This window comes from uncultured Algibacter sp., assembly GCF_947487605.1.
Taxonomy (GTDB): Bacteria; Bacteroidota; Bacteroidia; order Flavobacteriales; family Flavobacteriaceae; genus Algibacter_D.
The window spans coordinates 181,806-208,357 of sequence record NZ_CANKXK010000004.1 but is presented as its reverse complement, the minus strand read 5'-3'; the positions used below and the strand labels follow the sequence as shown (position 1 = coordinate 208,357).

The following is a 26,552-nucleotide window of genomic DNA, read 5'->3' as shown; positions in this document are numbered from 1 at the left end:
TTTTGAGTGGTATTAATACATCAATTTCATTTTTAAGTTTTCTTCAACTGTAATTTTCCCAGAGTTAGAGATTTGATTATCTGAATGTGAATTATTTTTTGCTCCCCAAAGAATAGAAACATACTTAACCGTATTGTTTTTGAATATGTTTTTGGTAATATTTACATTTACAATCCCTCTATGATTTAATAATGTTTGGGTTTTCTCTTTTGGTCCACAATTAGTAAATGTACTATTGATTACTAACAGGTTTCCGCCGATAGTAGATTCATCATAACCGCCTCTGTAATAATCTATAACATTTTGTTTTACATTATTAAAATTGCAATTATCAATAGTTAAATACTCTGTATTATAATCACCTTTATCATTGATTTCTTCAGATAATTCTATTCCATTTTCACAGTTAGAAATTGATGTACTATCAAATGTAATACGTTCGGCAAATGATTCTTTATAAACTTTTAAAGCATAATTAAAATCACTGATTTCACATTCTGAAACAGTTAATCCAAAATGATTAGACATGTTTTCTTTTAAACTAGAAAAGGCATAATTTAAAGTGTTTCCTTTTAATACTAAACCTTTCACAGTTAACTTCCCTTTTGGATATAATTCGAACAAAGACCTACCTCTAGTTCCAGAAAAAATAATTTGTACTTTGCCATTCTTTTGAGATTGAACTATGATAGTTTTATTTATTTCTAAAGACTCATTTATATTATAAACACCTTCTTTTAAGGCTATAATATCTCCATTGTTTGCTTCATTTATTTTAGTTTGAAAATCGGATGCTTTATCTACAATATGTGTTACAGCTTCTTTTACTATTGTTTCATTTGAAAACCAACCCGCTCCATATTTTGATTTATCCAAAATATTAGGATTCGGAACATTTGAATTCACAACTGCTCCAATACGGTTGTTCCCTGCTCTTGAGTTTCCAAATATATCTTTTGAAATTGTATTAAAATCAAAACCGTGGTATAGACTAATGGTATCTAGAACACCTGTAGGAATTAAAATATTTTCCGATATTTCTTTTAATTCTAATGAAGCTAATGTAATTCCCTTATTATAATCTTTAACCTTTACTCCTTGATTTTCTACTATGTTATTTTTAAATGTAACACCGTCTACTTTATCATGCTCCATAACAATCGATTCGCTTGCCTCATCATTATAAATAATATTATTAGCCACCATAGTTCTTATGGGTCTTGCTGAACGTATCTCAGATTTTGGTAAAACATCAGCTTGTGCAATATTGGTTCCTACACCAAACTGCCATGGTGAATTGCAATTTACATAGGTATTATAAGCCACCACAACATCGGTTACCTGATTATATCTGTTTTGCGGTGATTTAGGAATACCGTTCATAACAGCTAAAGGGCTTCTAAAATTTTCACCTTTTATATTAAAAAAGTAGTTGTTTGTTACCCAATGCCCAGTATTAATAATACGAATACCTCCAATATTTTTGTTTTTGGCGTCTCCTATAAAATAATTCCCATCAATTGTACAATAGTTTCCATGACGCGTAACTAAAGAACCTTCGCTTTTATAAAATACATTATTTCTAAACTCGTTGAAATTGGTTTTGCTTGAAATAACTTCAACTTCTCCATTACATTCTTCGAATAAATTATTTGCAACCATAGTATAACTAGGAGTCATAGATGTAAAACTATTTCCTATTTGAATAGTTTCTCCACTTGGACCTCCCTTTACAGGTCTTGGCCCAAAATGATTGTTTATAATTTGATGATGATTATTAATGCTTTCAATACCTACCAAGTTAACTCTAACGGTAGGACCACGGTTCGTTTTGCCTGCCATATAACAGTTACTTAATTCGTTATGTCTACCCCAAAAATTTACCCATAAATCGCTATTATCTCTTTTTGGTTTATTAAAATCTTCGATAACACAATTGGTAACTTTACAATTATTTGCTACCTCGGTTTCGTTAATTCGAAAGTCGATTACTGAACTTGATGGGGAAAATCCGTTTTTAAAATATAAGCCTTCCACTACTAAATATTCGCCTCCAAACTTTAAATAAGATTCACCTTCTATAATCACTTTACCAGGGGTTTCAGCTCTTAAAAATATCGGGGCTTCTTTCGTGCCTTGTCCTCGAAATTTTATTTCTACATTTTTCCAAACGCCATTGGCTAAAACAATGTGATCTGCCAGTTTACTATTTTCGATGGCACTGTTTAACTCTTCAATAGTAGCGACTTTAATGATGTTAGTATTTACTTGCTCCTTACAAGCAAATGATAAAATGACTAAGCATAAAATGAATATTCTTTTCTTCATGTGTTTTGTTATTTCTAATTTAATATCTTAATCATTTTTAAAGCTTTTGTTAAGCGTGTTTCCATATTTTCTGAATGATATTCAAGTCTTTTTTCACGGCATCAAAAACGATTTTTCTATCTACTAAAATTTTAGTATATCCTGTTTCAGCACCTCCCAATTCATAATCTAAATGTAGTGATACTAGTGTGTTTAATTTATACTTTTTCAAAAGTTTGAAATATGCATCAAAATCTAGCATACTCTTATCAATTGGTACGTTAACAGCTTTCCATTTACCATTAAATACACCCCATTAAAACCTTTTAATACTATAACTTTTATATGCTCATACAAAAGTTTGAAGCCACTTATCCAAGAGTGATCACCTTCTGTTTTGGCGTGTCTAATGTCATTTTGTGTTCCAAAATAATTTAAATCTGAATACTCTAATATTCGTTTTATTTCCCAAAAGGAGACTCCCTCCTTTTTACCTTCATGTTTTTTATAACAGCCAATTATATTATAATTACTATTAAAAATGCTTAATTCTTTTATTTGCTCTTTATATATAGCAATGGGCTCTTGAAATAATTTACCAGCGATATAGTTAAACCAATTTGCATGATAATAGTTTATTTTTTGTTTAGTAGCTGTTTCAATAATATCAACATCCAATGAATTATTAATATTCTCAATACTTGTGGTTATCATTTCGCAATGTGAACCAGCAGTATTAATATCACTCACTGCTTTAGGCAAATCAATTTTTATCTGTTCGGGTAATACATATCCTTTGGGTCTAACTGCTAGATCTACTCCTGAAAAACCCATTTGAACCGCCACTTCTCCTTTAATCCTATAATCTAAAAACTGTAAATACTTTGAGAATATATGTACAGATAGTTCCTTGTTTACATCGTAATTATGAAATCCATGAAGGGAATTTGAGAAGCCTAATAGTGGCACGAATCTTCCTGCTATCGATATTAGTTTAACAAAGTCTATTCTGTTTAAAGGTTGCATTACAAGCTAAATTGGTTTACCAGTTTGGTTTACCAAATATATGTATATATTTTGTCTTTTACCAATTTATTTATATAAACTTAGGAATGTATATTTACTTAACTAACGTGAGTTCAACAAAAGTTACAAAAAATAAAAATCACTAATAAACAATGTTTTATTATATAAATAAAGAGAAGTTGTGAGCTTTTCGAATGTAATCAAGATAAAATTCGAGATATCTCATTGAAGTGAGAATCGGGATCACTCTCAAGTATATCAATGGATTCAAAAGATTGTAAAATAAAAAAAGCCAGCAAAAATGCTGACTTTTCTTCTCTAGTAGCGGGAACTGGACTCGAACCAGTGACCTTCGGGTTATGAGCCCGACGAGCTACCTACTGCTCTATCCCGCGATATAATATAAAATGATTGTCTTAGCTTTTAACTCTCGGTTCATAATGCCGACCAAATCATTTCGGACTGCAAATATACAACCCTTTTTAACTTTAGCAAACATAAAAAACAAAAATTATTGCTCAATACTATCTGCTTGAAAACTTACTAAATTGGTATTCTCAAATTTAATTACCATTTGAATAGGGTTACAACAAACTTCACAATCCTCAATATAAGATTGGTATGAAATAGAATTATCTAAAAGCATAGAGATGTTTTCCCAACAATGAGGGCAAATAAAAAAATGTTCCATCATAAATTCAAAAATAAAAAAAAGCAGATTAATTATTATCTGCTTTTTACTAACTAACTAATTTATGATAAACTATTACATTACTATTCTTTTTCTATATCCATAGTTGCTGTTGCACTTTGGTTTTGTAATTCCATGAAAATTAAATCTGGTGGATTGTTTCCAGAAAAGGTTGTGAAATCGTTATTTAAATTATTATCACTTACCATAATGGTATTCAACTTTTTAAGATTTAAAAACTCCATTGGTAAATCTCCAGAAAATTGATTTGTAGATAATAGTAACTCTTCTAAATTTTCTAACTGAGCAATTTCAACTGGAATCTCACCATCCATTTTATTATCCATCAAGCTTAACTTTTCTAATTTAGTTAAAGCATATATCTGATTTGGGATGGTTCCTGTTAAAAAATTGCTTCCCAATAAAAGTTCTTTTAAGTTGGTTAATTCCATTAGTGAAGTTGGAATATTTCCAGAAAACTTATTACTATATAATTTTAATGATTCTAAGTTTTTTAAAGTGCCTAATTCTGAAGGTATGTTACCTTCTAAAGCATTCATATATAATTCTAATGAAGTTAACTCTTTTAAATTTTGGATGGTAACTGGAAGCTCTCCTGTTATTTTATTGAAACCTAAATTGAACTTTCTAAGATTAATTAGGTTGCCAATTTCTGAAGGAAGTGTTCCTTGTAAATTATTAAATTGTAAATTGATTTCAACAATTTTATTATCCTCAACTTGAACACCATGCCATGTATCTACAGAAGTAGTAAGATCCCAGGTTACATTCCATTCACTACCATTGGTTGTATTATAAATGGCTATTAAAGCCTCTTTTTCAATAGACGATACATTTGCAAAGGAATATGCCGAAACTAAAAAGCAGGCAACTATAAGTTTTAATGTCTTCATGTCGAATAAATTTGGGATTAATTCTCCTACGAAAGTAGCTTGTAGATAGATTAAAATCTATTTTATTCGACGAAATACACAAAACTTTAACATTTACTAATCGATGAACTGCTCAATTTCCAGTTGAACGTCCTCCCATTTTTGCATTAACTCTTGTAATTCGGCTTTCTTCTTTTGGTAATTATCAAAGAAATTTGGTTGCGAGGTTACTTCTTCGTAATTCACCTCTAACTGCACATCAATAGCTTTTATGTCTCGCTCTAGTTGGTTTATCTTAGATTCTACGTTACTAAGTTTGTTGTTTAATGACTTTATTTTTTTCTGGTCTTCATAAGACTGTTGCTTCTTTTCTTTTGGGGTTTGCTTAACTACGGTACGTTTTTCAACTTCACGTAAGTTATCCACCTTACGAGCATCTAAATAATAATCGATATCCCCTAGATACTCTTTTATTTTATGATCTTTGAACTCATAGACTATATTGGTAAGACCTTGAAGAAAATCACGATCGTGAGACACCAAAATTAAAGTGCCTTCAAATCTTGATAATGCTTCTTTCAAAACATTTTTCGATTTAATGTCTAAATGGTTGGTAGGCTCATCCATTATTAAAACATTAAACGGCTGAAGCATAAGCTTTGCTAAAGCAAGTCTATTACGTTCTCCCCCAGATAATACACGAACATACTTATCAACCTCTTCTCCTCTAAAGAGAAAAGACCCTAATATATCGCGAACTTTACTCCTATTGGTTTCGTTTGCAGCATCAATCATGGTATCTAAAACAGTTTTATTACCATCTAAATATTCTGCTTGGTTTTGGGCAAAATATCCTATTTGTACATTATGTCCCAGTTTTAAATAGCCATCATACTTAATATCTCCAACTATAATTTTTGCTAAAGTTGATTTTCCTTGTCCATTCTGTCCTACAAATGCTGTTTTACTATCGCGCTCTATAAGTAGATCAATATTTTTAAGCACTTGATTGTCTCCATAATTCTTTGAAACTCTTTCGGCTTCTACTACAACCTTTCCAGGAGTTATTGAAATTGGAAAGTTAAGAGTCATTACACTATTATCATCTTCATCAACTTCAATACGATCTATCTTATCTAACTTTTTTATTAGCGATTGAGCCATGGTAGCTTTAGAGGCTTTAGCTCGAAACTTTTCAATTAATTTTTCTGTTTGTTCTATTTGCTTTTGTTGATTTTTTTGAGATGCCAATTGCTGCGTTCTTAACTCTTCACGAAGCACTAAATATTTAGAATATGGCTTCGGATAATCATAAATACGCCCCAAGGATATTTCTATTGTTCTATTTGTTACATTATCCAAAAACATTTTATCGTGTGATACAATTACTACCGCTCCAGAATAATTTTTCAAAAAGGATTCCAACCAGATTATAGATTCTATATCCAAGTGGTTTGTCGGTTCATCTAAAAGTAAAATATCATTATTCTGAAGAAGAAGCTTTGCAAGTTCGATACGCATACGCCAACCTCCAGAAAATGTATCGGTTAGTTTATTAAAATCTTCTCGCTTAAACCCTAAACCCTGAAGTATTTTTTCTGTATCTCCTTGATAATTATAACCCCCAGCTATTTCATATTGATGCTGAATATCATTAATATCAATCATTAGCTGATGATAACTATCGCTTTCATAGTCCGTGCGTTCAGCCAATTGTGTATTAATAGATTCTATTTGAGCTTCGAGTTGCTTTATTTCGGTAAATGCTTCATAAGACTCTTCTAACACGGTTCGTCCAAAATCAAAATCGATATCCTGTTTTAAAAACCCAATTTTTAATTCTTTATCTGCAGCAATCTGCCCAGTATCAGGCTCCATTTCCTTAGATAAAATCTTAAGCATTGTTGATTTTCCCGCCCCATTTTTACCAATAAGCCCAATTCTATCTCCATTACCAAGTTTAAAAGTAATATCCTCGAACAAGTATTCGCCTTGAAATGAAATCGATAAATTATGAATGTTCATCATAGAATTGTAACTTTTATTGCAAACCTTATATACTTAATAAGTTATCTTTGCAGTGCTTTAATGCGTTGGCAAAAATACACAATTATTATGTTTAAAAAAGGGAATAAATTATACAGTATTTTTACAGGATCCTGCCCTAAATGCCATGAGGAATCTATGTTTAAGAACAAGAATCCTTATATTCTATCTGAAGCGCTTGCTATGAATGAAACTTGTAGTAATTGCGGTACTAAATATAAAATTGAACCTTCATTCTTCTACGGATCGATGTATGTAAGTTACCCAGTTGGAATTGCTTTTGCGGTGGCTGCTTTTGTTATTTCTTTTTTTGTATTTAATGCAAGTATACACGTTGTATTTATTACAATTGTAGCTACACTTATAATCTTTATGCCTGTTATTTTAAGACTTTCCAGAAATATTTGGATTAATTTTTTTATGCATTACGATAAGTCTTTAGCTAAAAAATAAGCTTCAAGAAAACTTATTAAAATCGAGCAATATCAATTTCCTTTTCTAACGGAACTTGCGTCTCAATAAGCTTATAAAGTTGCTCTGAAACATACGGACCAATCATAACACCACGTGTACCCAATCCATTAAGAACAAACATGTTTTTAATATCAGGATGCTCACCAACTAAAGGACGTCTATCTTTTACTGTTGGACGAACGCCAGCTACTTGATTAACAACTTTGAAAGAACAATTTATGAGAGTTTTTAGTTTAGTTAAAAGCTTGTTTTTAGCGCTTGATGTAACACTATTCGTTAAATTCTTCCATTCATAAGTAGCACCAACTAAATAGTGATGCTTCTTTAATGGAATTAAAAATACGGGGCCTTTTAATACAAAATCAATTTTTAATTCGGGAGCATAAATGGTAAGCAGCTCGCCTTTTGTTGGTACGAGTGGTAAATGTTTGAAAAACGGGTTTTTTGTAATTCCGAATCCTTCAGCAAATACAATATATTTTGAGGTTGTACCCTTATAATTAAATCCATTACCCAATACCTCAACATCCTCATACCTGAAAGCACTCTCAACAAATAAGTTATCGTTTGTTAAATTAGATTTATATGCACTAATTAATGTTTTAACATCAATCCTTCCTGTACCATAAACTTCACCAAATCCATAAGGTGCATTAACTGATTCATTTTTATTCTTTACAATATTAGTTGACAAATATTTAGAAAGAGATGGCTTATCTGAAGCTGCAAACCAGTTGTTCTGCTCTTCTAGTGATGCAAACTTACGATATACTGGAATTTTATAATCTAGTATGGTATTGAGTCTTAATTCTATTTCAAAATACATTTTCAAGGCAAGATCCAATTGTTCTTTACTTTTCCAAACTGGTGTAAAGCGTTTTAAAACCACTGGATTATACAACCCGCCTGCAACGGTTGAAGACTTTTGAGAGGCGTCATCAAAAACCACAAAGGTTTTATTATTAGCAATTAATTGCTCGCAGAAACTTATTCCTGCTAAACCTATACCAACAATAATGTAATCTACTTTCATCTTGATGCGAAGGTAATTAGAAAATGGTTTTTGGCTTCAAAATGATTATAAAAAAAATGCTCACTTAAAAGTGAGCATTCTTGTATTATAATTTATCATGTAAATTAATAAGTCCACATGTCAAGTTCGAAGTCTCGAATTTTTGTTTTAATTCTATCTGACTCTAACAGTTGCATAAGAGCGTTTTGAGCGACATATTCATTAATCTTCCTATCGCCTTGTACATTCTCTTCTTGGTAAACATACCCATGAAAACGTCTTGAATTTAATACGTGGTCGAAAGAAAATGGAATAGCACTATTCTCGTTATTAAACGATTTTGCTTCATGCAAAACATCTCTTGCGTCTGGAAAGAATACCCAAAATAGTTCTACTAAATCTGGTTCTTCTTCGTCAATAAAGTTCACATCTGGCGAAACAGGAGCAATTCCTAGGAGTCTGTATTTCATTTCAGCTTGACGCTTATCGAAATACCAAAGTCCTTTTATATGATATTCTGTAATATCTGCAGCGGTAATGTCTCTTCTGTCTATATACTCTCCAGATAATTCTTCACCAGCATTTAGTTGCTCAATACCTAACTCGGTAGTATCAACTTTAGATAATGCAGCTTCAATATCTTTTAAAGTACGCTTTGTTGTGAAATAAGAATCATCATAAATGTTTTCTATATTACCATTTTTGATGTTTTTCATAAGCACATCGTATAATGATCGTCTATCGCTACCAATATTGTTTGTATCAATAGGGTAGTATAACGGGAAGTTAGCACGCTCGTCAAGAACAACTTTTTCCCATGTCATTTTAGAGAATAAAATATCTCTGTCGTCAACATACCCGTATGGTAACGCTTGATCGTTATCAATAGCTATTTGTGCTTCTGTTCTAACACCAATCTCCTCTGGAGATTTTGCATTCAATATATTCGCCTGCGCAAATGTATTTACTACTGAAAAAACAGTTACAACGGTTATTAAAAAACTTTTAAAATTCATGTGCTTCTTTTTATTGTTATCTTCAACGGTCACATGTAACATTCAACTCAAGCTTAAATTAGTAATTCAAGCTCGGGTTATAAATGTTTCATCTTTCTTTAATTTTATTTATTAAGCCTAATTTAATTAGTCCCTAAATTTTAATTTGTAAGCTCAACGAATACAGGTGATACTTTTTTAAGTATTACACTTACGCCACCAGCTTTAGCTTGGATATCAAATATTTGAACACCAGAACCACGCTTAGCTTTACGTAAAGCTGATTTCGCTCTACTATCTAACTTACTTCCACTAACATTTATTGTTGGTTGTCCAGGAACTTTAAATTTAAATCCTGTAACACGTAATGGTAGTTCGAAATCGAAATCGTCGAACTTAGCACCAATAGTAGATATTTCAAGACTGCTACGCTGCATTTTTACTGCACCATCTTCACCTCTAATAGTTCCTGTTGGTTTTGGTAAATCTTTAATTCTGAATGTAGCTCTATCGCTTACTGGTTGTCCATCAGGTAATTTACCAGTTACATTAATAGTAACTTCTCTACCTTGAATTCTTGTCGCGTCCATTACATATTTACTACCACCTGCTCTAGATAAACCTTGAGCACTAGCACTAACATTATTATCTGAAATACCAGCGAAAGAAATTGTCATTGGGTTTTTAACACCACGGTATACTACGTTCATTTTATCTGCAGAAATAGTAGCAGAATTTGGTTTTGGAACTGTAGCGAAAGATTGATTTACATCAACTTCAACTTCTTCACCGTCTTGAGCAAAAATTAATTTTCCTTCAATTTTATGTTCACCAGGTGTTCCTGTTCCAACATTCAGTTTAACTTTTCCGTCTTCAATAGAATATTGATCTTCGGTTAAAGGTCTACCATCTAAAGTTAACTCAACTCTATTAGGTTTTGTAGTAGCATCTTTTCTACCAAGTACAATTTGACCATCAAAGGTTTCTCCATTAAAGTATGCAGATTTTGTTGTTTCTAACAAGGTTGTATAGTTTGTCATTGACACCTCACTAGAAAGTGTCCCTTGTAACATATTTGACAATACTTCAGACTCAGTAGTTTTAATATCTGCTTGAAGCTGCGTCATTTTAGTTAGCGATGCTACTAAAGGAAATCCTTTGTAGTGATACTCTAACCAATTTTGATGACCTGCTCCTCTTTTTTTATCCTCGGTCTTAAACTTTTCTTGAACATCTTTTATAACGCTTTCCATTCCCTTTTGATCGGCTAAAACGCTTGCTACACCATCTCTAAAAGTTTTCATTTGGTTCATGAATTCTTCTCCAGCGGGCTTTAACTTATCACCTTTAAAGAAGTTTTCATCTAAATAATCACCTTTATCCATGATTTCGTAATCTGTAGGATCGTCTACTGTAGCCGACATTTTAGATTTCAAATCATCTAAATATGAATTAAAGTTAGTTGCTAAATCTTTTATTTGACTTGCTTTAAGCTTTAATGGTTCATATTTTTCTTTTTGGTCAATAGCTTTTTGCTCAAGATTGGCAATAAAAGCTGTATTACGTTCCGACGCCGCTTGATTGGACTCGGTTAATTTCTCGTTCATTAATCCAAATGCTGAAAGGACTTCTTTTGACATATTTAAAGCAAGCATTGCTATAAATATTAAATACATCAAATTAATCATTTTCTGCCTTGGTGATAAATTATTTCCTGCCATGTCTAATTAGGTTTTTGGTTAATTAATATAAATTTGGGTTAACCCCTAATTAGCTTTTGTTCATTGCAGAAAGCATACCTCCATAAACACCATTTAATGATGATAAGTTAGATGCTAATGATTGCATTTGCTCTTTTAATTTAGCAGCATTTTCTACAGACTCTTCGTTAATAGAAGCTTGTCTGTTTACACTTTCTAATTGTACTTTGTATAAGCTGTTTAAAGACTCCATTTGAGCTGCAGCTAAAGATAACTCTTCACCATATTTTCTAGTAGCTTCTAAAGATTCTACCGTTGGTGAAATATTTTTAGCAGCACCTTCAAAATTCTTAATGCTGTCTCCTAAACTTGCCATAAGCTCGCCATCAATTTTAGCGTCTTTTAATAACTCATCTAATTTTTTAGATAATAATCCTTGTGGATCTTTTGCTTCTTTTTCTGAAGCTTGCCCTCCAGCTAATTCTGGGTACACTAACGACCAATCTAAATCGTCGTCTACTGGTTCGAATGCTGAAATAGCAAAAATAATTGCTTCGGTTACCAGACCAATGGTTAACATGACGTTACCTGTTAGTGGTCCAATTTCAAAGTGAATAATTTTGAATAGTGCTCCAACAATTACAATTGATGCTCCTAATCCGTAAGCTAAATTCATAAACTTTTTACTTGCTCTTGACTGTGCCATAATTTTCGATTTTTAATGTTAAGTACGAATACTTAAGTAGGTTAATTAATAGTATTTATTATTGATTTGATTTATTATTTACCGTTTTTTGTTACTTGTGTCCCCATATAATCTTGAACGGTTCTAAATCCTATATAACTTCTTGCAGAATCTGCATATTCGTAATCTCTTGAACTCACTTGTAAGAAGTACGCAACATCTTTCCAAGATCCTCCACGTACTACTTTACGTTGATTTTCATTATCGTTTACACTTGGATTTACAGTTGAAACATATTCATAAGATGATGGATCGTAAGAGGCATTCACCCATTCTGAAACGTTTCCTGCCATATTATACAAGTTATAATCATTAGGCTCATAAGAATCTGCTTCAACAGTATATAAAGCCTGATCTGCTGCATAATCACCACGAACTGGTTTAAAGTTTGCCATAAAACAACCTCTGTCGTTTTTAGCATATGGACCACCCCATGGAAAAGTTGCAGCTCGTAAACCACCTCTTGCAGCATACTCCCACTCTGCTTCAGATGGTAATCTGAAAGAGTTTACAAAATGTGCTCCTTTTTTTCCTTTTTGGTAGGCATTCTTCCATAACGTTCTCCATTGGCAAAATGCTTTTGCTTGTTTCCAAGTAACGCCTACTACTGGATATTCGCCATAAGCGTCATGCCAGAAATAATCATTATGCATTGGTTCGTTATATGAATAAGCGAAATCTCTAATCCATGTTGTTGTATCTGGATATACTTCTACTTCCTCTTTTATTAAAACATCTTTACGTCTAAGACTTCTGTCCTTAGCTGCTTTTTGGATGTCCATATAAGTATATTGGAATTTAAACTTAGAAACATCCCATGTACGCTGACCGTTATACGATTCTTCTTCTGGTAAATACATGGTATCCATAACTTCGGCATAATACTCGTCTATATATTCTGAAGTATCAAATAATAGATCTACATCTTTATTAAGTTTATAACCTTCGTATCCTGTTGGCCCTAAACCTGTATAATTGTTGTAGATATATTTTTCGTAAACAGTCATATTAGCTGTATCTGCATTTTTAAATGCAAATTCACCTATTGTACCTTCATCTTCTTGGGTTAAACCAACTTCATCTGCTAGTATGGCAAGTTTTGTTCTAATAATAGAATCTCTTACCCAATTAACAAACTGACGATACTCACTATTTGTGATTTCTGTTTCGTCCATATAAAAGGCTCTAACAGTTACGGTTTTGGCAGGTGCATCATGAACACCAGCTAAATCATCATCTGCTTTACCCATTATAAAAGCACCACCAGGAACAAGTTCCATTCCATATGGCTTTTCTGGATGCCACTTTTTTCCTTTAACACCAACTAGCTCGCCCCTATCTTTAGAGCCACAACTAGCGAACAATGTTAATACTGCGGTTAATAATATAAACTTCTTCATATCCATAGAAAACTCGAGGTTAATTATTTAAGCTTCAATTTCGAGAGCGTAAACATATTTATATATTTCTTAAAAAACAACTTTTTTGTAAAAAAAATTACATTTCGTCGTTAAAAAATTACATTTCGTCGATGAAATAAACCTTTTAACTACTTTTATTCGTTAAATACTATTCTTTTGAAACGCTTTATACCAACGGTCTGGGACCTTGTTATTACATGCGTCAAGATAATCTTGGTGCATGCATGGTAATAACGTATGTCTTTTCAATTTATTATTAACTTCTGCTAAAAAAGGAATTTCAATCCACCATCTGCCGGTCTTATTACTTTTATAAAAGACTAATTCTTGGGAGTCTACTAAGGTAATAAATTTTTGGTAGCTTGTTTCGTCGGAAAAATCATCATCCATAACTCTAAAGTTATACCCTTCGATAAAATACCATATTATTTGTGCAATAAGCATGGAAGTCATTTCATCGTCTTTTGATGGTTTATATTCATAAATACCAAAAGAAGACACTTTATTACTTATACCTGCATAACGAGCAATAGCGCAAATCTCTTTACCATCTAGTCCATTAGGCGAAATTTTTTGATTTAAGCTTAACTCCGATCCTTTCACAGAACCCAAATCAATACTAACCAAATTTGCATCTCGCATAATTGGTTCAACAAATGTTACATCTTTAGATACTTGCCCTAATCTATAAGCTTCAAAATAAAGCTTATCCATTAAATCTATTTCTTCTTGTGAATTAAAATAAGTTTGATACCCTATAGTTGCATAATTAAAAAGATTATACGGCTCGTCCAAAATAATCTTTCCAACAAAACTATTATTCTTTATGGGTTTGGCAGAGTCTCCTAAATCAAACTTACTATCTACGTTAACAATATTTACCATAGGAGTAATATCATCATAAGCTCGATAGTTTGCATATGTAAGATCTTGTGTCCCGCCTATTATAATAGGAATAATATTCTTTTTTACTAAAATACTTACAGTGGTTTTAAGAGCAAAATACGTATCTTCGACACTTTCTCCTTTATTAATATCTCCTAGATCGGCTACGGTAGCTCCCCAACTACCTGGAAAAAGGCCATATAACGTTTTTCTTATTTCATTTAACTGAAACTCTTCACCAATATAATTAACATCATTTCTGTTTTCTAGCACACCAACTATGGCAATATTAACATTGTCTAAATCTGGAATACCGTTTTGGGAGGAATGAATACGAAGTTTTCTTCCTAGTGCTTGGGATGATACTAACTCGTTATGAGCCAAAACCATATCTGAAACTGGTGAGAGAAAATTAAAGTTCATAAGATTATTATGCTAAAAATGCTTATCCACACCTTTCTTGGGGTTTTACACAAATATCAAAAGAAATAATGAGTTTTTGTATATGGTTACCGTAAAAATAACATTGCAATTCTTATAAATTGCTAAATTATTGGATATTTTATTCGATAAAACCCAATAACAAACTTAAAATCAAAAGTTTAATTATTTTTTCTTTGCGACAGGTTTGCGCTTAGTTGCTTTTTTCTTTGGCGTTTTAGCTTCAATAATAGCTTTTGCTTCGTCTAAAGTCATTTTAGAGACATCTACTGTTTTTGCCAACTCGACTTTTATTTTACCTTTTAACACATTATGCCTACCCCATCTAGCTTTTTCAACCCTAATACCTTCTTCTTCCCAGTTATGAATAACTTTATCAATTTCTTTCTGAATCTTCGTTTCAATAAGTTCTATAATATCCTCATCTGATAAATTATCCCAGTCGTATTTTTTGTTTACATTAATAAACATATTGTTCCATTTAATAAATGGTCCAAAACGCCCTTTTCCTTTCTGTACTGGTAGATCTTTATACATATATATAGGAGCATCTGCTTTTTGCTTTTCTTTTATTAAAACAATAGCTTCATCTAACTCTATGCTTAACGGATCGACTCCTTTAGGGAGTGACACAAACGCTGAACCAAATTTTACATAAGGTCCAAAACGACCGTTATTAACTTGTACATCTTCACCTTCATAAGTACCTAAACTTTTAGGAAGTTGAAATAAATCCATAGCTTCCTCATAAGTAATTGTATTTAATTGTTGGTCTGGACTTAAACTTGCAAATTGTGGCTTTTCTTCATCGTCTACTGTTCCAATTTGAACCATAGGCCCGAACTTACCTAAACGAACACTTACTTGTTTACCAGACTTTGGGTCTGTACCTAAAACACGTTCGCCAGATTCTCTAGAAGCATTTTCTTTAACATCTTCAACTTGAGGGTGAAATTCCTGATAGAAAGTTTTCATCATTTTTGTCCAATCTTCTTTTCCATCTGCGATGTCATCAAAATCAGATTCAACTTTGGCTGTAAAATTATAATCAAGAATGTATTCGAAATGATTTACTAAAAAATCGGTAACAATCATACCAATATCTGTTGGCACGAGCTTTCCTTTATCCGACCCTACTTTTTCAGTTAATTCCTTATCTTTAACTTTACCATCTTTTAATGTAAGTTGCGAATAACTTCTTTGCTCTCCATCAACAGAACCCTTCTCAACATAGTTTCTATTTTGAATTGTTGAAATTGTTGGTGCATAGGTTGATGGACGACCAATACCAAGTTCTTCTAATTTTTTCACTAAAGATGCTTCGGTGTAACGCGATGGCGGTCTGGTATAACGCTCGGTAGCAGTTATATAATTATTAAGGAGTGCTTCATTTACTTTTAAAGCAGGCAACATGCCTTCTTGTTCTTCATTTTCATCATCGGTTCCTTCTAAATAGACTTTAAGAAATCCATCGAATTTAATTACTTCACCATTTGCACTAAAATTATTATTATGTGTAGAAGCGCTAATTTTTACATTCGTCCTTTCTAATTGCGCTTCACTCATTTGAGAAGCAATTGAACGCTTCCATATTAAATCGTATAAACGAGCTTGGTCATAATCAATATCTACAGAATGTACGGCAAAATTAGTTGGTCTTATCGCCTCGTGTGCTTCTTGAGCTCCTTTAGATTTTCCTTTATAATTTCTAGGATTGCTATATTCTGAACCAAAAGCACTTTTAATTTCGGCTTCGGCTCCTTTTCTAGCCTCATCAGAAAGATTAACACTATCTGTTCTCATATAAGTAATTAAACCAGACTCATAAAGACGTTGCGCCATAGTCATGGTTTTACTTACTGAAAAATATAATTTTCTAGCTGCTTCTTGCTGTAATGTAGATGTTGTAAATGGTGCCGCTGGCGATTTTTTTGCTGGTTTTTTCTCTAAGTCGGCTACTTTAAATGAAGCCGATATATTTTGTTCTAAAAACTTTTGAGCATCTACTTTTGAAGAAAAATTCTTAGGAAGTTTAGCTCTAAAGGTTTGTCCCCTTTCATTCGAAAATTCCGCATCTATTCTATATGATGCTACAGGCGTAAAACTTTGTATTTCTCGCTCTTTTTCTACAATTAAACGCACAGAAACCGATTGTACACGACCTGCAGACAAGCCGCCTTTAACTTTACGCCATAAAACAGGCGACAACTCGTAACCAACAATTCTATCTAAAACACGACGTGCTTGTTGGGCATCTACCAAGTCGTAATCAATACTTCTTGGATTCTCTATAGCTTTTTGAATGGCTGTTTTAGTAATTTCGTGAAAAACAATACGTTTTGTTTTATCCTTATCCAATTTTAAAGCCTCTGCTAAATGCCATGCAATCGCCTCCCCTTCGCGATCCTCATCACTAGCAAGCCATACCATTTCTGCTTTTTTAGCTAAATCTTTCAGTTTTTTTACAACTGCTTTTTTATCTTTTGAAACTTCATATTTTGGTTTAAAATCACCTTCTACATCTACTCCTAATTCCTTAGAAGGGAGGTCGGAGATATGTCCAAAGCTCGATTCAACTTTAAAATCTTTTCCTAAAAATTTCTCTATTGTTTTTGCTTTTGCTGGTGACTCAACAATTACTAAATTCTTTGCCATAAATGAATTTTTGTGGGTACAAATGTATATCAAAAAAAGTTTAACTTCCTAATTAAATACATTTCCTCCTCAATTTTGAAACAAAAAAGAGGGTGTCTAAAAAGTAAGTTCGATGTCATATTGAGCTTATCAATATATTTTTAACTTACTGATAATCAATATCAGTTTCGACAGGCTCAACCAGACAAATAAAATTATAAAGACTTTTTAGACAGCCTCTTTACAGTGTGAAATAAATTTTTATTCTACTGGTGTTCCTATTTCTTCAATGGCGTCTGTATTATCAAAGCCTATTGACTCTTTATATATAAAATACGCAGGCAAGTATGCAAATGAAGCTGTAACTAACACTCCTATAAAGCACATTATCATACCAACTAATTGCGCCAAAATTCCAGCAACTATCATAAGTCCAAAAGTTAATAACCACTTTTTATTACCAAGTTTAAATCCAACTTTAACAATATCTGAGGCTTCTAAATCTGGGTTAAATGCATAAATAACATTCATTAAAGCTATTGGCACCATTACATATATTATTGGAAGAACACATAATAATGTTGCAACGAGCGCAATACCAAAAGTCATGGCTGCTAACTTTATTGTTTTTGCTAAATAAGGTTTTTTGAAAAAATAAAAATAATCGTCTTTAGAAGCTTGATCGAAATCCTTGAATTTGCAAATTCTATAAAATGCAGATTTCAATGCAAAGCCTATTACCATTGCAAAAAATGAAAATACCAGCATAAAAAGATAAAATGGAACTAAAAAAGCTAGTTCAGGTTGACCTCCACTCGCCATAGCATCGGGATCAAGAATACCCATTGCAATTAAAGGCAAATACATTATAATATAAAAAGGTATCATTAAAACAAAAGTTAACAATAGCATAACTAAGCCTTGTAGCCATACTTTTTTAAATAGCTCAATAGATTTATTGAAAATATCTCCAAAATCAAGGTCTTTGGCATTTTCAATTTTGTTTAATAACCCCGCAATAGTACTCATAATATAAAATTTAGTTGATTTGTTTCTCAAAGTAACACTATTAAAAATGATTTTCAAAATTATTAGTATTTAATATGACACTTTGTCATAAAACACAAATAAATTGTATCTTTGCATGCTTATTGACCCGCATTTGTTCAAGCACATTATGGAAAAGATTATTGACGAAAACAAACAAGGCGAATCACTTGTTTTAGAACAAAAAAAAGAAAATACACGTAAGCTTTTTATAGAAAGCTACGGGTGTGCTATGAATTTTAGTGATAGCGAAATTGTAGCATCTATATTAACTAAAGAAGGTTTTAACACCACTCAAAATTTAGAAGAAGCCGATTTAGTTTTAGTGAACACGTGCTCAATTCGTGATAAAGCCGAACAAACTGTTAGAAAACGTTTAGAGAAATATAATGCTGTAAAAAGACAGCACAACCCTAAAATGAAAGTTGGTGTTTTAGGTTGTATGGCAGAGCGCCTTAAAAATAAATTTCTTGAAGAAGAAAAAATTGTTGATTTGGTAGTAGGACCAGATGCTTATAAAGATTTACCAAATTTACTAGCCGAAGTGGATGAAGGCAGAGACGCTATTAACGTTATTCTCTCAAAAGAAGAAACCTATGGCGATATATCACCAGTGCGTTTAAACACAAACGGTGTTACAGCTTTTGTATCAATAACTAGAGGCTGCGACAACATGTGCACCTTTTGCGTAGTCCCTTTTACACGTGGTCGCGAACGCAGTCGAGACCCACAGAGTATTTTAGAAGAGGTTAACAACCTTTGGAACAAAGGTTTCAAAGAAATAACTCTTTTAGGGCAAAACGTAGATAGCTATTTATGGTATGGTGGCGGATTAAAAAAGGATTTTGATAAAGCTAGTGATATCCAAAAAGCAACTTCGGTAAACTTCTCTAAATTATTAGAGTTATGTGCAAAAGCACAACCAAAAATGCGTATTCGTTTTTCTACATCTAACCCGCAAGACCTTACTATAGATGTTGTTGAAACTATGGTAAAGTTTAATAATATATGTAATCATATTCATTTACCAGTTCAAAGTGGTAGTGACCGCATTTTAAAGGAAATGAATCGTTTACATACACGAGCTGAATATATGGGGTTAATAGATAACATTCGTCAAATAATTCCAGATTGTGCTATAAGCCAAGATATGATTGTTGGATTTCCTTCTGAAACTGATGAAGATTTTCAAGACACCATATCCTTAATGGAATATGTAAAATATAATTTTGGCTATATGTTTACGTATTCTGAGCGCCCAGGAACCTTAGCCGAACGTAAGTTGGAAGATGATGTCCCTGAGTCAATAAAAAAGAGACGACTTGCCTACATGGTAGAGCTTCAACAAAAGCATAGTGGCGAAAGAACCAAAGAGCATTTAAATAGTATCGTTGAAGTATTAATTGAAAAAGAATCAAAAAAATCGAATGAGCAATGGTCTGGTAGAACGCCGCAAAACATCGTGGTGGTTTTTCCAAAAGAACATTATAAAATAGGCGATTTTGTTAATGTACAGACACACGATTGTACAACGGCTACCTTGATTGGGACTGCCGTAGGGTATTCTGAAAACAATTAAGTAATGTCAGAATTCAACTTTAATAACAAAACATTTTCTCTGTTAGAGAATTCAGAAAATGGAAAAGTAAATTCTGAAACACAGTTTAGATATAAGCAAGAGGGCGACTTGGTTACTGCAGATTATTCTGGAGGCACCATTAAATTTGGAAAAATAATTGGACACTTAAACGATAATAAATTGAATATGTTATACCAATGTATAACAACAGAAAATGAATTAAAGGCAGGAAAAGCAATTGCTAAAATTAGCTTAACAAAACACAACAAAATAAAACTGAAGTTAAACTGGGAATGGTTAGGTGATAATGATGAAAAGGGAACTTCAGAATATATTGAGAATTAAAAGAGATTCCCGTCTTCACGGGAATAAAAAAGAAGATTAATTTCATGGAATCAATACAAGCTATAAAACAACGTTTTGGTATTATTGGGAATACACCAACACTAAATCGCGCTATCGAAAAAGCTATTCAAGTAGCTCCTACAGATATTTCGGTTTTAGTAACCGGAGAAAGCGGCGTAGGTAAGGAAAGTATTCCTAAAATTATTCATCAAATATCACATAGAAAACACAACAAATATATAGCAGTAAACTGTGGCGCTATACCAGAAGGAACTATTGATAGTGAGTTATTTGGACATGAAAAAGGCGCTTTTACAGGTGCTACACAAACAAGAAACGGCTATTTTGAAGTGGCAGATGGCGGTACTATTTTCCTTGACGAAGTTGGTGAACTTCCATTAACAACTCAAGTAAGATTATTAAGAGTTTTAGAAAACGGTGAATTCATAAAAGTAGGCTCAAGTAAAGTACAAAAAACAAATGTTCGTATTGTAGCAGCCACCAACGTGAATATGCTTGAAGCTATTCAAAAAGAAAAATTTCGTGAAGACCTTTATTATAGATTAAGTACCATAGATATTCATTTACCGCCGCTACGGGAAAGACGTGATGATATTCATCTATTATTCAGAAAATTTGCAAGCGACTTTGCCCTCAAATATAAAATGCCAACAGTTAAATTGACCGATAATGCCATTCAATTACTTATTAAACATAGGTGGAGCGGGAATATTAGACAATTACGTAACATAGCCGAACAGCTATCTGTCCTAGAGCAAAATCGTACCATAAGCGCTTCAACACTTCAAGGCTATTTACCTGCTTCGGCAGGAACGAATTTGCCTGCAGTTATAAAAACATCTAAGTCTGAAAGCGATTTTAGCAGTGAACGCGAAATACTTTACAAAGTTCTTTTCGATATGAAAAGCGACTTAAATGATTTGAAAAAGCTCACTATGGAGCTTATGAAAACAGGCAACGTTAAAGAAGTTGAGAAAGATAACGAAGGGTTAATTCAAAAGATTTATGGTGGTAACAACGATGATGAATTAGAATTTGAAGAAAATATTACCGAACCTGAGGTTTTATCAATTCCAGAGCATACAACACCAAATGAAGACCTTATAAACTCTCAAGATAAATATCACTTTGCAGAAGAGATAGAAGAGGAAGAAACATTATCTCTTCACGATAAGGAATTAGAATTAATAAAAAAATCGCTTGAACGTCACAGCGGAAAGCGTAAATTAGCAGCTGCAGAATTAGGCATCAGCGAACGCACATTATATAGAAAAATAAAACAATACGATTTATAGTTAATCGTTATTTAGGTTAATCCTAAAACTCTGTGAGAAACATGTTAAATAAAATGAACAAACTAAAATATTTCTTTTTTTTACTAGTAGCGACAGTAATTCTTGTTAATTGTAAAGTTCAATACGGTTTCACACAGCCTAATTCAATTGAGGCAGACACCTTCCAAGTTGTTCGTTTCGAAAACAATGCTATTTTAGTTGAACCAGGGCTTGAAAGGGATTTCAAAATAACACTTGAAGATTTAATTCAAAATCAAACCAATTTAAATCTAGTTTCATCAAATCCAGACTTGGTATACGAAGGTGAAATTAGCGAATATAGAATTTCACCAACCACCTCTACATCACAAAATACCGCAGCACAAAATAGGTTGACTATCTCAGTAAAAATTAGTTTTTACAATAGAAATAAAGAAGAAGACAATCTAGAAAATAAGACCTTTTCATTTTTCTTCGATTATCCAGGAAGTGCACAACTTATTGGCTCACAAAAAGCAACTGCACACGAAGAAATACTAGATAGACTAACACAAGACATTTTTAATGCAACCCTAGCTAGATGGTAGAAAATAGTAATAGTTTTACGTACATACTTCAGCATCCGCAGTCTATAACGCATGAGCAGACTGAAGCAGTAAAATCTATTATTGATACCTATCCATATTTTCAATCGGCTCGTGCTATTTACCTTAAAGGTTTAAAAAACCAGAGTAGCATTAAATATAATGAAGAACTTAAAACGACCGCTGCTTATACTACCGATAGGAGCATTTTATTCGATTTTATAACATCAGACAGTTTTATACAAAATGAAATTTCGCAGTTTATTAAACAAAATACAGCGCATTTAAAAGATATTAATGTAAATATTGAAGACATTTCAATTAACAAAAGCGTTGCTATTGATGAAGCGCTTAAACAACAAATTCAAGAAACTCAAGGTGTTTTAGACCCTGCTCTTTTTGAACCTAAAGATGCGCTTCCTAAAAAAACAATTGCTTTTACTTTAGACGAATCGAAACTTATTGAAAACGTTACTGAAGAAACTAGAACACAAGAAGCAACAGCCGAAGATATTTTAAGTTTAGGTAAACCCCTGCAGTTTGATAAAAGTGAAACACATTCTTTTAACGAATGGCTAAAATTGACACGTTTTAAACCCATTGATAGATCAGGAAATAAAAAACCAGAAAGTCCAGAAGTAAAAGAGCAAATTTCGCCAGTATCTGAAAAGGCAAAAAAATTTCAGCTAATAGATAAATTTATTGCTAAAAACCCAAAGATAAATCCATCGAAATCGCCATCGCCAAAAGGCAATTTAGCGAAGGCACAAATGATACAACCCGAAGCGTTAATGACAGAGACTTTAGCGCGTATTTATGTTGAGCAAAAAAACTACAAAAAAGCAATTCAATCTTATAAAATTTTAAGTTTGAAATATCCAGAAAAAAGTAGTTTCTTTGCAAACCAAATTAAGGCAGTAGAACAATTACAAGAACAGAATAAATAAAGAATAATGAGTACGTTTACAATATTTTTAGCACTTATAGTAGTAGTAGCATTTTTGCTTATAGTTGTAGTGATGGTGCAAAACCCTAAAGGAGGTGGATTATCGTCGTCTTTTGGTGGTGGTGGCACACAACAATTAGGAGGCGTAAAGAAAACAACAGACTTTTTAGATAAAAGCACCTGGACATTAGCAACGCTTTTGTTAGTTTTAATTTTACTTTCTAATGTAGCCATTAATAGAGGCTCTGAAAATATAGATTCTAAAGCATTAGACCCAGATGCTACAACATCACAACCTTTACCAGCAGTTCCTACCGATGCAGGAACAACAACATTACCAGAAGCAACTACAGCAACAGATTCTGCACAATAATTGTGCTTCATAAAAAAACAAAAAATGCCAACTTGTACAAGTTGGCATTTTTTGTTCTTGGCTATCCTAGAGACAGGTCTGAAAGTTTGTCAGTTACTAACTATTGGCACATTTTTAGCATAACGCTTAAGCGTTAAATTTAATTTTAAAATATAAATATAAACAATGGCATTAAACATTAAACCATTAGCAGATCGTGTTCTTATTGAACCCGCTGCTGCTGAAACAAAAACAGCTTCAGGAATTATTATTCCAGATAACGCAAAAGAAAAACCTCAAAAAGGTACTGTAGTAGCTGCTGGAAAAGGCACAAAAGACGAACCTATTACCGTAAAAGTTGGAGACACTGTTTTATATGGTAAATATGCAGGAACAGAACTTAAGCTTGAAGGTAATGATTATTTAATCATGCGTGAGAGTGATATACTAGCAATTATCTAATTGCAAATCTCAAAAAACTTAAAAAAACAAAATCCCAAAAATTCTCACTCAAATAATCAGTTTCCTTTTTTTGAAATTTGGTATTTGAAAATTGAGATTTAAAAATTTTAAATAAAATTTTTCATTATGGCAAAAGATATAAAATTCGATATTGATGCGCGCGACGGATTAAAACGTGGTGTTGACGCATTAGCAAACGCAGTAAAAGTAACATTAGGCCCTAAAGGTCGTAACGTAATTATTAGTAAAAGTTTTGGCGCACCTCAAGTAACTAAAGATGGTGTATCTGTAGCTAAGGAAATTGAACTAGATGATGCTCATGAAAACATGGGTGCACAAATGGTAAAAGAAGTCGCTTCAAAAACAAACGATTTAGCAGGTGATGGTACTACAACTGCAACAGTTCTTGCACAAGCTATTGTAAAAGAAGGCTTAAAAAATGTAGCTTCTGGCGCAAATCCAATGGATTTAAAAAGAGGCATTGACAAAGCTGTTGAAGCCATTACTGCCGATCTTGAAAAACAATCGAAACAAGTTGGTAATTCTTCTGAAAAAATAAAACAAGTAGCAGCAATTTCTGCAAATAACGATGATACTATTGGTGAGTTAATTGCTCAAGCATTCAGCAAAGTAGGTAAAGAAGGCGTAATTACTGTTGAAGAAGCAAAAGGTATGGAAACATACGTTGATGTTGTTGAAGGTATGCAATTCGATAGAGGTTATTTATCTCCTTATTTTGTGACAGATGCCGACAAAATGATTGCCGATTTAGAAAACCCATACATTTTATTATTCGACAAAAAGATTTCTAACTTACAAGAAATTCTTCCAATATTAGAACCTGTTGCACAATCTGGTCGCCCATTATTAATTATAGCTGAAGATGTAGATGGACAAGCATTAGCTACTTTAGTTGTAAACAAATTACGTGGTGGATTAAAAATTGCTGCGGTTAAAGCTCCTGGATTTGGAGACAGACGTAAAGCAATGTTAGAAGATATTGCCATCTTAACTGGAGGTACCGTAATTTCTGAAGAACGCGGATTTACTCTTGAAAATGCAGATTTAACCATGTTAGGTACAGCCGAAACTGTTACTATTGACAAGGATAATACAACTATTGTAAATGGTGCTGGGAAAGCTGCTGATATTAAAGCGAGGGTGAATCAAATTAAATCTCAAATTGAAACAACAACTTCAGATTACGATAAAGAAAAACTTCAAGAGCGTTTAGCTAAATTAGCTGGAGGTGTTGCTGTACTTTACGTTGGTGCTGCTTCTGAGGTTGAAATGAAAGAGAAAAAAGATCGTGTTGATGATGCTTTACATGCTACAAGAGCTGCTGTAGAAGAAGGCATTGTTGCTGGTGGTGGTGTTGCTTTGGTTAGAGCTAAGGCTATCTTAGAAAAAATCACTACAGAAAACTTAGACGAAACTACAGGTGTTCAAATAGTAAATAAAGCTATTGAGTCTCCTTTAAGAACTATCGTTGAAAATGCAGGTGGTGAAGGATCGGTAGTTATTAATAAAGTATTAGAAGGCAAAAAAGACTTTGGTTACGATGCGAAATCTGAACAATATGTAGACATGCTTAAAGCTGGTATTATTGACCCTAAGAAAGTAACACGTATTGCTTTAGAAAATGCTGCTTCTGTAGCAGGTATGATTCTAACTACAGAGTGCGCTTTAATAGACATAAAAGAAGATGCTCCTGCAATGCCTCCAATGGGAGGTGGCGGTATGCCAGGAATGATGTAAGAAGAGCCTCGACATGCAAATTATAATAAAAACGCTTCAATTTATTTTGAAGCGTTTTTTTTTGATTATAAATCTTAACTTTATTCTTTAAGTAGTTCGTAAAATCTTTTCCATTTTTCTACCTCTGGCCAATTCATCAATCAATTTATCCAAATATCTACATTGTTTAGTTAAAAGGTTATCGATTTCTTCAATTCTATAACCACATATAACACCTTTAATTAATTCTGCATTTGGATTAACTTCGGCCTCTTGGAAAAACTGTTCAAATGTTACTTTTCGGTCTATGAGTTCTTTTATTTTATCATCGGTAAATCCTGTTAACCAATTAATTACCGTATGCAACTCTTCTTTCGTTCTTCCTTTTTTCTCCACTTTATTGACATAATGTGGGTAAACTGAAAAAAACTTCATCGTTCTAACACGTTCATTATGCTCAGGTGTCGTTTTCATAATATTTTAATATACCTAGTTATCTTCTTTTTCCTCCGCCTTATGATCATCTTGCACATCTTCATCTCGATACTTACAGCAAGCATGAACTGTTGCGTAAGCTTCATCGGTTGCTTTTGTATCTTGAACATCATGACCAACAGCTAAAACTTGATTTTTAATAATTTCGGAATTTGTTTTACGAGCATCATAGATTAGATCTAATTGATGGGTATCAATATCCCAAGTTGCAAACTTAACACCTTTAGTGTTTAAACATGCTTTTTCAATACGTGCTTTGCACATCCCACAAACACCATCTACTTCCATAGAAGCCTTGGCATTTTTACTTTGAGCAAATGTTACTGTTCCAATAAACATTAATGCTACAATAATTATGTTTTTCATATTTGTTTGTTTTATATTTTTGTCATTCCTGTGAAGGCAGGAATCCACTTTTAAGTTATTTGCTTTAAATTTAA

At 32.7% G+C, this 26,552-nt stretch carries 25 protein-coding genes and 1 tRNA gene; 9 read left to right on the top strand and 17 right to left on the bottom strand.

Annotation, left to right across the window (positions count from 1 at the left end):
* Positions 1–12: 12 nt before the first annotated feature.
* The 7 genes from Q0739_RS06460 to Q0739_RS06430 form a co-directional block, all read right to left on the bottom strand.
* A complete protein-coding gene (locus Q0739_RS06460; RefSeq protein WP_298237885.1) occupies positions 13–2,328 on the bottom strand; it encodes a chondroitinase-B domain-containing protein in 2,316 nt (771 codons plus the stop codon).
* A 49-nt stretch (positions 2,329–2,377) separates the two neighbouring features.
* Positions 2,378–2,539: a hypothetical protein gene (locus Q0739_RS06455; protein WP_298237884.1), complete on the bottom strand. Its 162-nt coding sequence runs from the start codon at positions 2,537–2,539 to the stop codon at positions 2,378–2,380.
* 23 nt (positions 2,540–2,562) lie between these two features.
* The gene (locus Q0739_RS06450) at positions 2,563–3,333 is read right to left on the bottom strand and encodes a sugar phosphate isomerase/epimerase (protein ID WP_298237883.1); all 771 of its coding nucleotides are present in this window, start codon (positions 3,331–3,333) and stop codon (positions 2,563–2,565) included.
* A gap of 322 nt (positions 3,334–3,655) precedes the next feature.
* A tRNA-Met gene (locus Q0739_RS06445) sits at positions 3,656–3,728 on the bottom strand.
* Between the two features lie 116 nt (positions 3,729–3,844).
* Complete coding sequence (locus Q0739_RS06440; RefSeq protein ID WP_298237882.1) at positions 3,845–4,027, bottom strand: CPXCG motif-containing cysteine-rich protein; 183 nt, start codon at positions 4,025–4,027, stop codon at positions 3,845–3,847.
* A gap of 80 nt (positions 4,028–4,107) precedes the next feature.
* A complete protein-coding gene (locus Q0739_RS06435) occupies positions 4,108–4,938 on the bottom strand; it encodes a Two component regulator three Y domain protein (protein ID WP_298237881.1) in 831 nt (276 codons plus the stop codon).
* 96 nt (positions 4,939–5,034) lie between these two features.
* Positions 5,035–6,945, bottom strand: coding sequence for an ABC-F family ATP-binding cassette domain-containing protein (locus tag Q0739_RS06430; protein ID WP_298237880.1), 1,911 nt, complete (start codon positions 6,943–6,945; stop codon positions 5,035–5,037).
* Between the two features lie 87 nt (positions 6,946–7,032).
* Between Q0739_RS06430 and Q0739_RS06425 the strand changes: the two genes are divergently transcribed.
* A complete protein-coding gene (locus Q0739_RS06425; protein ID WP_298237978.1) occupies positions 7,033–7,416 on the top strand; it encodes a DUF983 domain-containing protein in 384 nt (127 codons plus the stop codon).
* Between the two features lie 16 nt (positions 7,417–7,432).
* Here the strand turns inward: Q0739_RS06425 and Q0739_RS06420 are convergent, their stop codons facing one another.
* The 8 genes from Q0739_RS06420 to Q0739_RS06385 all read right to left on the bottom strand — a co-directional run bounded on the left by Q0739_RS06420 (position 7,433) and on the right by Q0739_RS06385 (position 18,299).
* Positions 7,433–8,470 (bottom strand): FAD-dependent oxidoreductase, encoded by a 1,038-nt coding sequence (locus Q0739_RS06420; RefSeq protein WP_298237879.1) that lies wholly within the window; start codon positions 8,468–8,470, stop codon positions 7,433–7,435.
* A 104-nt stretch (positions 8,471–8,574) separates the two neighbouring features.
* A complete protein-coding gene (gene gldN / locus Q0739_RS06415; RefSeq protein WP_298237977.1) occupies positions 8,575–9,465 on the bottom strand; it encodes a gliding motility protein GldN in 891 nt (296 codons plus the stop codon).
* Positions 9,466–9,605: 140 nt separating this feature from the next.
* On the bottom strand, positions 9,606–11,165 hold the full coding sequence (gldM, locus tag Q0739_RS06410) for a gliding motility protein GldM (RefSeq protein WP_298237878.1): 1,560 nt from the start codon (positions 11,163–11,165) through the stop codon (positions 9,606–9,608).
* Positions 11,166–11,214: 49 nt separating this feature from the next.
* Positions 11,215–11,850 carry a gliding motility protein GldL gene (gene gldL, locus Q0739_RS06405; protein WP_139000774.1) on the bottom strand — a complete coding sequence of 212 codons (636 nt, stop codon included), beginning with the start codon at positions 11,848–11,850 and terminating at the stop codon, positions 11,215–11,217.
* Between the two features lie 74 nt (positions 11,851–11,924).
* Entirely contained in the window at positions 11,925–13,289 is a 1,365-nt protein-coding gene (gene gldK / locus Q0739_RS06400) for a gliding motility lipoprotein GldK (RefSeq protein WP_298237877.1), read from the bottom strand.
* A gap of 162 nt (positions 13,290–13,451) precedes the next feature.
* Positions 13,452–14,618 (bottom strand): formimidoylglutamase, encoded by a 1,167-nt coding sequence (locus Q0739_RS06395; protein ID WP_298237876.1) that lies wholly within the window; start codon positions 14,616–14,618, stop codon positions 13,452–13,454.
* 183 nt (positions 14,619–14,801) lie between these two features.
* Positions 14,802–17,291, bottom strand: coding sequence for a type I DNA topoisomerase (topA, locus tag Q0739_RS06390; protein ID WP_298237875.1), 2,490 nt, complete (start codon positions 17,289–17,291; stop codon positions 14,802–14,804).
* A gap of 240 nt (positions 17,292–17,531) precedes the next feature.
* Positions 17,532–18,299 carry a hypothetical protein gene (locus Q0739_RS06385; protein WP_298237874.1) on the bottom strand — a complete coding sequence of 256 codons (768 nt, stop codon included), beginning with the start codon at positions 18,297–18,299 and terminating at the stop codon, positions 17,532–17,534.
* Positions 18,300–18,447: 148 nt separating this feature from the next.
* Between Q0739_RS06385 and miaB the strand changes: the two genes are divergently transcribed.
* The 8 genes from miaB (at position 18,448) to groL (ending at position 25,638) form a co-directional block, all read left to right on the top strand.
* The gene (gene miaB / locus Q0739_RS06380) at positions 18,448–19,896 is read left to right on the top strand and encodes a tRNA (N6-isopentenyl adenosine(37)-C2)-methylthiotransferase MiaB (protein ID WP_298237873.1); all 1,449 of its coding nucleotides are present in this window, start codon (positions 18,448–18,450) and stop codon (positions 19,894–19,896) included.
* 3 nt (positions 19,897–19,899) lie between these two features.
* Positions 19,900–20,241: a hypothetical protein gene (locus tag Q0739_RS06375; RefSeq protein ID WP_298237872.1), complete on the top strand. Its 342-nt coding sequence runs from the start codon at positions 19,900–19,902 to the stop codon at positions 20,239–20,241.
* 44 nt (positions 20,242–20,285) lie between these two features.
* Positions 20,286–21,557: a sigma-54 dependent transcriptional regulator gene (locus tag Q0739_RS06370; RefSeq protein ID WP_298237871.1), complete on the top strand. Its 1,272-nt coding sequence runs from the start codon at positions 20,286–20,288 to the stop codon at positions 21,555–21,557.
* Between the two features lie 53 nt (positions 21,558–21,610).
* Entirely contained in the window at positions 21,611–22,123 is a 513-nt protein-coding gene (locus Q0739_RS06365) for an LptE family protein (protein WP_298237870.1), read from the top strand.
* A complete protein-coding gene (locus Q0739_RS06360; protein ID WP_298237869.1) occupies positions 22,117–23,067 on the top strand; it encodes a hypothetical protein in 951 nt (316 codons plus the stop codon). The genes Q0739_RS06365 and Q0739_RS06360 overlap by 7 nt, the downstream gene beginning before the upstream one ends.
* Positions 23,068–23,073: 6 nt before the next feature.
* Complete coding sequence (gene secG / locus Q0739_RS06355) at positions 23,074–23,439, top strand: preprotein translocase subunit SecG (protein ID WP_298237868.1); 366 nt, start codon at positions 23,074–23,076, stop codon at positions 23,437–23,439.
* A 165-nt stretch (positions 23,440–23,604) separates the two neighbouring features.
* A complete protein-coding gene (locus tag Q0739_RS06350; protein WP_298237867.1) occupies positions 23,605–23,880 on the top strand; it encodes a co-chaperone GroES in 276 nt (91 codons plus the stop codon).
* Between the two features lie 126 nt (positions 23,881–24,006).
* Positions 24,007–25,638 carry a chaperonin GroEL gene (gene groL / locus Q0739_RS06345; protein WP_298237866.1) on the top strand — a complete coding sequence of 544 codons (1,632 nt, stop codon included), beginning with the start codon at positions 24,007–24,009 and terminating at the stop codon, positions 25,636–25,638.
* A gap of 87 nt (positions 25,639–25,725) precedes the next feature.
* Here groL and Q0739_RS06340 read toward each other — a convergent pair whose 3' ends face one another.
* Complete coding sequence (locus Q0739_RS06340; protein WP_298237865.1) at positions 25,726–26,091, bottom strand: DUF2200 domain-containing protein; 366 nt, start codon at positions 26,089–26,091, stop codon at positions 25,726–25,728.
* Positions 26,092–26,106: 15 nt separating this feature from the next.
* Positions 26,107–26,478 carry a heavy-metal-associated domain-containing protein gene (locus Q0739_RS06335; RefSeq protein WP_298237864.1) on the bottom strand — a complete coding sequence of 124 codons (372 nt, stop codon included), beginning with the start codon at positions 26,476–26,478 and terminating at the stop codon, positions 26,107–26,109.
* Between the last annotated feature and the right edge of the window lie 74 nt (positions 26,479–26,552).

What these genes read in the sequence shown, in the direction of transcription:
- Q0739_RS06460 (WP_298237885.1), bottom strand. Translation starts at nt 2,328, where the DNA reads ATGAAGAAAAGAATATTCATTTTATGCTTAGTCATTTTATCATTTGCT.
- Q0739_RS06450 (WP_298237883.1), bottom strand. Translation starts at nt 3,333, where the DNA reads ATGCAACCTTTAAACAGAATAGACTTTGTTAAACTAATATCGATAGCA.
- Q0739_RS06440 (WP_298237882.1), bottom strand. Translation starts at nt 4,027, where the DNA reads ATGATGGAACATTTTTTTATTTGCCCTCATTGTTGGGAAAACATCTCT.
- Q0739_RS06435 (WP_298237881.1), bottom strand. Translation starts at nt 4,938, where the DNA reads ATGAAGACATTAAAACTTATAGTTGCCTGCTTTTTAGTTTCGGCATAT.
- Q0739_RS06430 (WP_298237880.1), bottom strand. Translation starts at nt 6,945, where the DNA reads ATGATGAACATTCATAATTTATCGATTTCATTTCAAGGCGAATACTTG.
- Q0739_RS06425 (WP_298237978.1), top strand. Translation starts at nt 7,033, where the DNA reads ATGTTTAAAAAAGGGAATAAATTATACAGTATTTTTACAGGATCCTGC.
- Q0739_RS06420 (WP_298237879.1), bottom strand. Translation starts at nt 8,470, where the DNA reads ATGAAAGTAGATTACATTATTGTTGGTATAGGTTTAGCAGGAATAAGT.
- gldN (WP_298237977.1), bottom strand. Translation starts at nt 9,465, where the DNA reads ATGAATTTTAAAAGTTTTTTAATAACCGTTGTAACTGTTTTTTCAGTA.
- gldM (WP_298237878.1), bottom strand. Translation starts at nt 11,165, where the DNA reads ATGGCAGGAAATAATTTATCACCAAGGCAGAAAATGATTAATTTGATG.
- gldL (WP_139000774.1), bottom strand. Translation starts at nt 11,850, where the DNA reads ATGGCACAGTCAAGAGCAAGTAAAAAGTTTATGAATTTAGCTTACGGA.
- gldK (WP_298237877.1), bottom strand. Translation starts at nt 13,289, where the DNA reads ATGAAGAAGTTTATATTATTAACCGCAGTATTAACATTGTTCGCTAGT.
- Q0739_RS06395 (WP_298237876.1), bottom strand. Translation starts at nt 14,618, where the DNA reads ATGAACTTTAATTTTCTCTCACCAGTTTCAGATATGGTTTTGGCTCAT.
- topA (WP_298237875.1), bottom strand. Translation starts at nt 17,291, where the DNA reads ATGGCAAAGAATTTAGTAATTGTTGAGTCACCAGCAAAAGCAAAAACA.
- Q0739_RS06385 (WP_298237874.1), bottom strand. Translation starts at nt 18,299, where the DNA reads ATGAGTACTATTGCGGGGTTATTAAACAAAATTGAAAATGCCAAAGAC.
- miaB (WP_298237873.1), top strand. Translation starts at nt 18,448, where the DNA reads ATGGAAAAGATTATTGACGAAAACAAACAAGGCGAATCACTTGTTTTA.
- Q0739_RS06375 (WP_298237872.1), top strand. Translation starts at nt 19,900, where the DNA reads ATGTCAGAATTCAACTTTAATAACAAAACATTTTCTCTGTTAGAGAAT.
- Q0739_RS06370 (WP_298237871.1), top strand. Translation starts at nt 20,286, where the DNA reads ATGGAATCAATACAAGCTATAAAACAACGTTTTGGTATTATTGGGAAT.
- Q0739_RS06365 (WP_298237870.1), top strand. Translation starts at nt 21,611, where the DNA reads ATGAACAAACTAAAATATTTCTTTTTTTTACTAGTAGCGACAGTAATT.
- Q0739_RS06360 (WP_298237869.1), top strand. Translation starts at nt 22,117, where the DNA reads ATGGTAGAAAATAGTAATAGTTTTACGTACATACTTCAGCATCCGCAG.
- secG (WP_298237868.1), top strand. Translation starts at nt 23,074, where the DNA reads ATGAGTACGTTTACAATATTTTTAGCACTTATAGTAGTAGTAGCATTT.
- Q0739_RS06350 (WP_298237867.1), top strand. Translation starts at nt 23,605, where the DNA reads ATGGCATTAAACATTAAACCATTAGCAGATCGTGTTCTTATTGAACCC.
- groL (WP_298237866.1), top strand. Translation starts at nt 24,007, where the DNA reads ATGGCAAAAGATATAAAATTCGATATTGATGCGCGCGACGGATTAAAA.
- Q0739_RS06340 (WP_298237865.1), bottom strand. Translation starts at nt 26,091, where the DNA reads ATGAAAACGACACCTGAGCATAATGAACGTGTTAGAACGATGAAGTTT.
- Q0739_RS06335 (WP_298237864.1), bottom strand. Translation starts at nt 26,478, where the DNA reads ATGAAAAACATAATTATTGTAGCATTAATGTTTATTGGAACAGTAACA.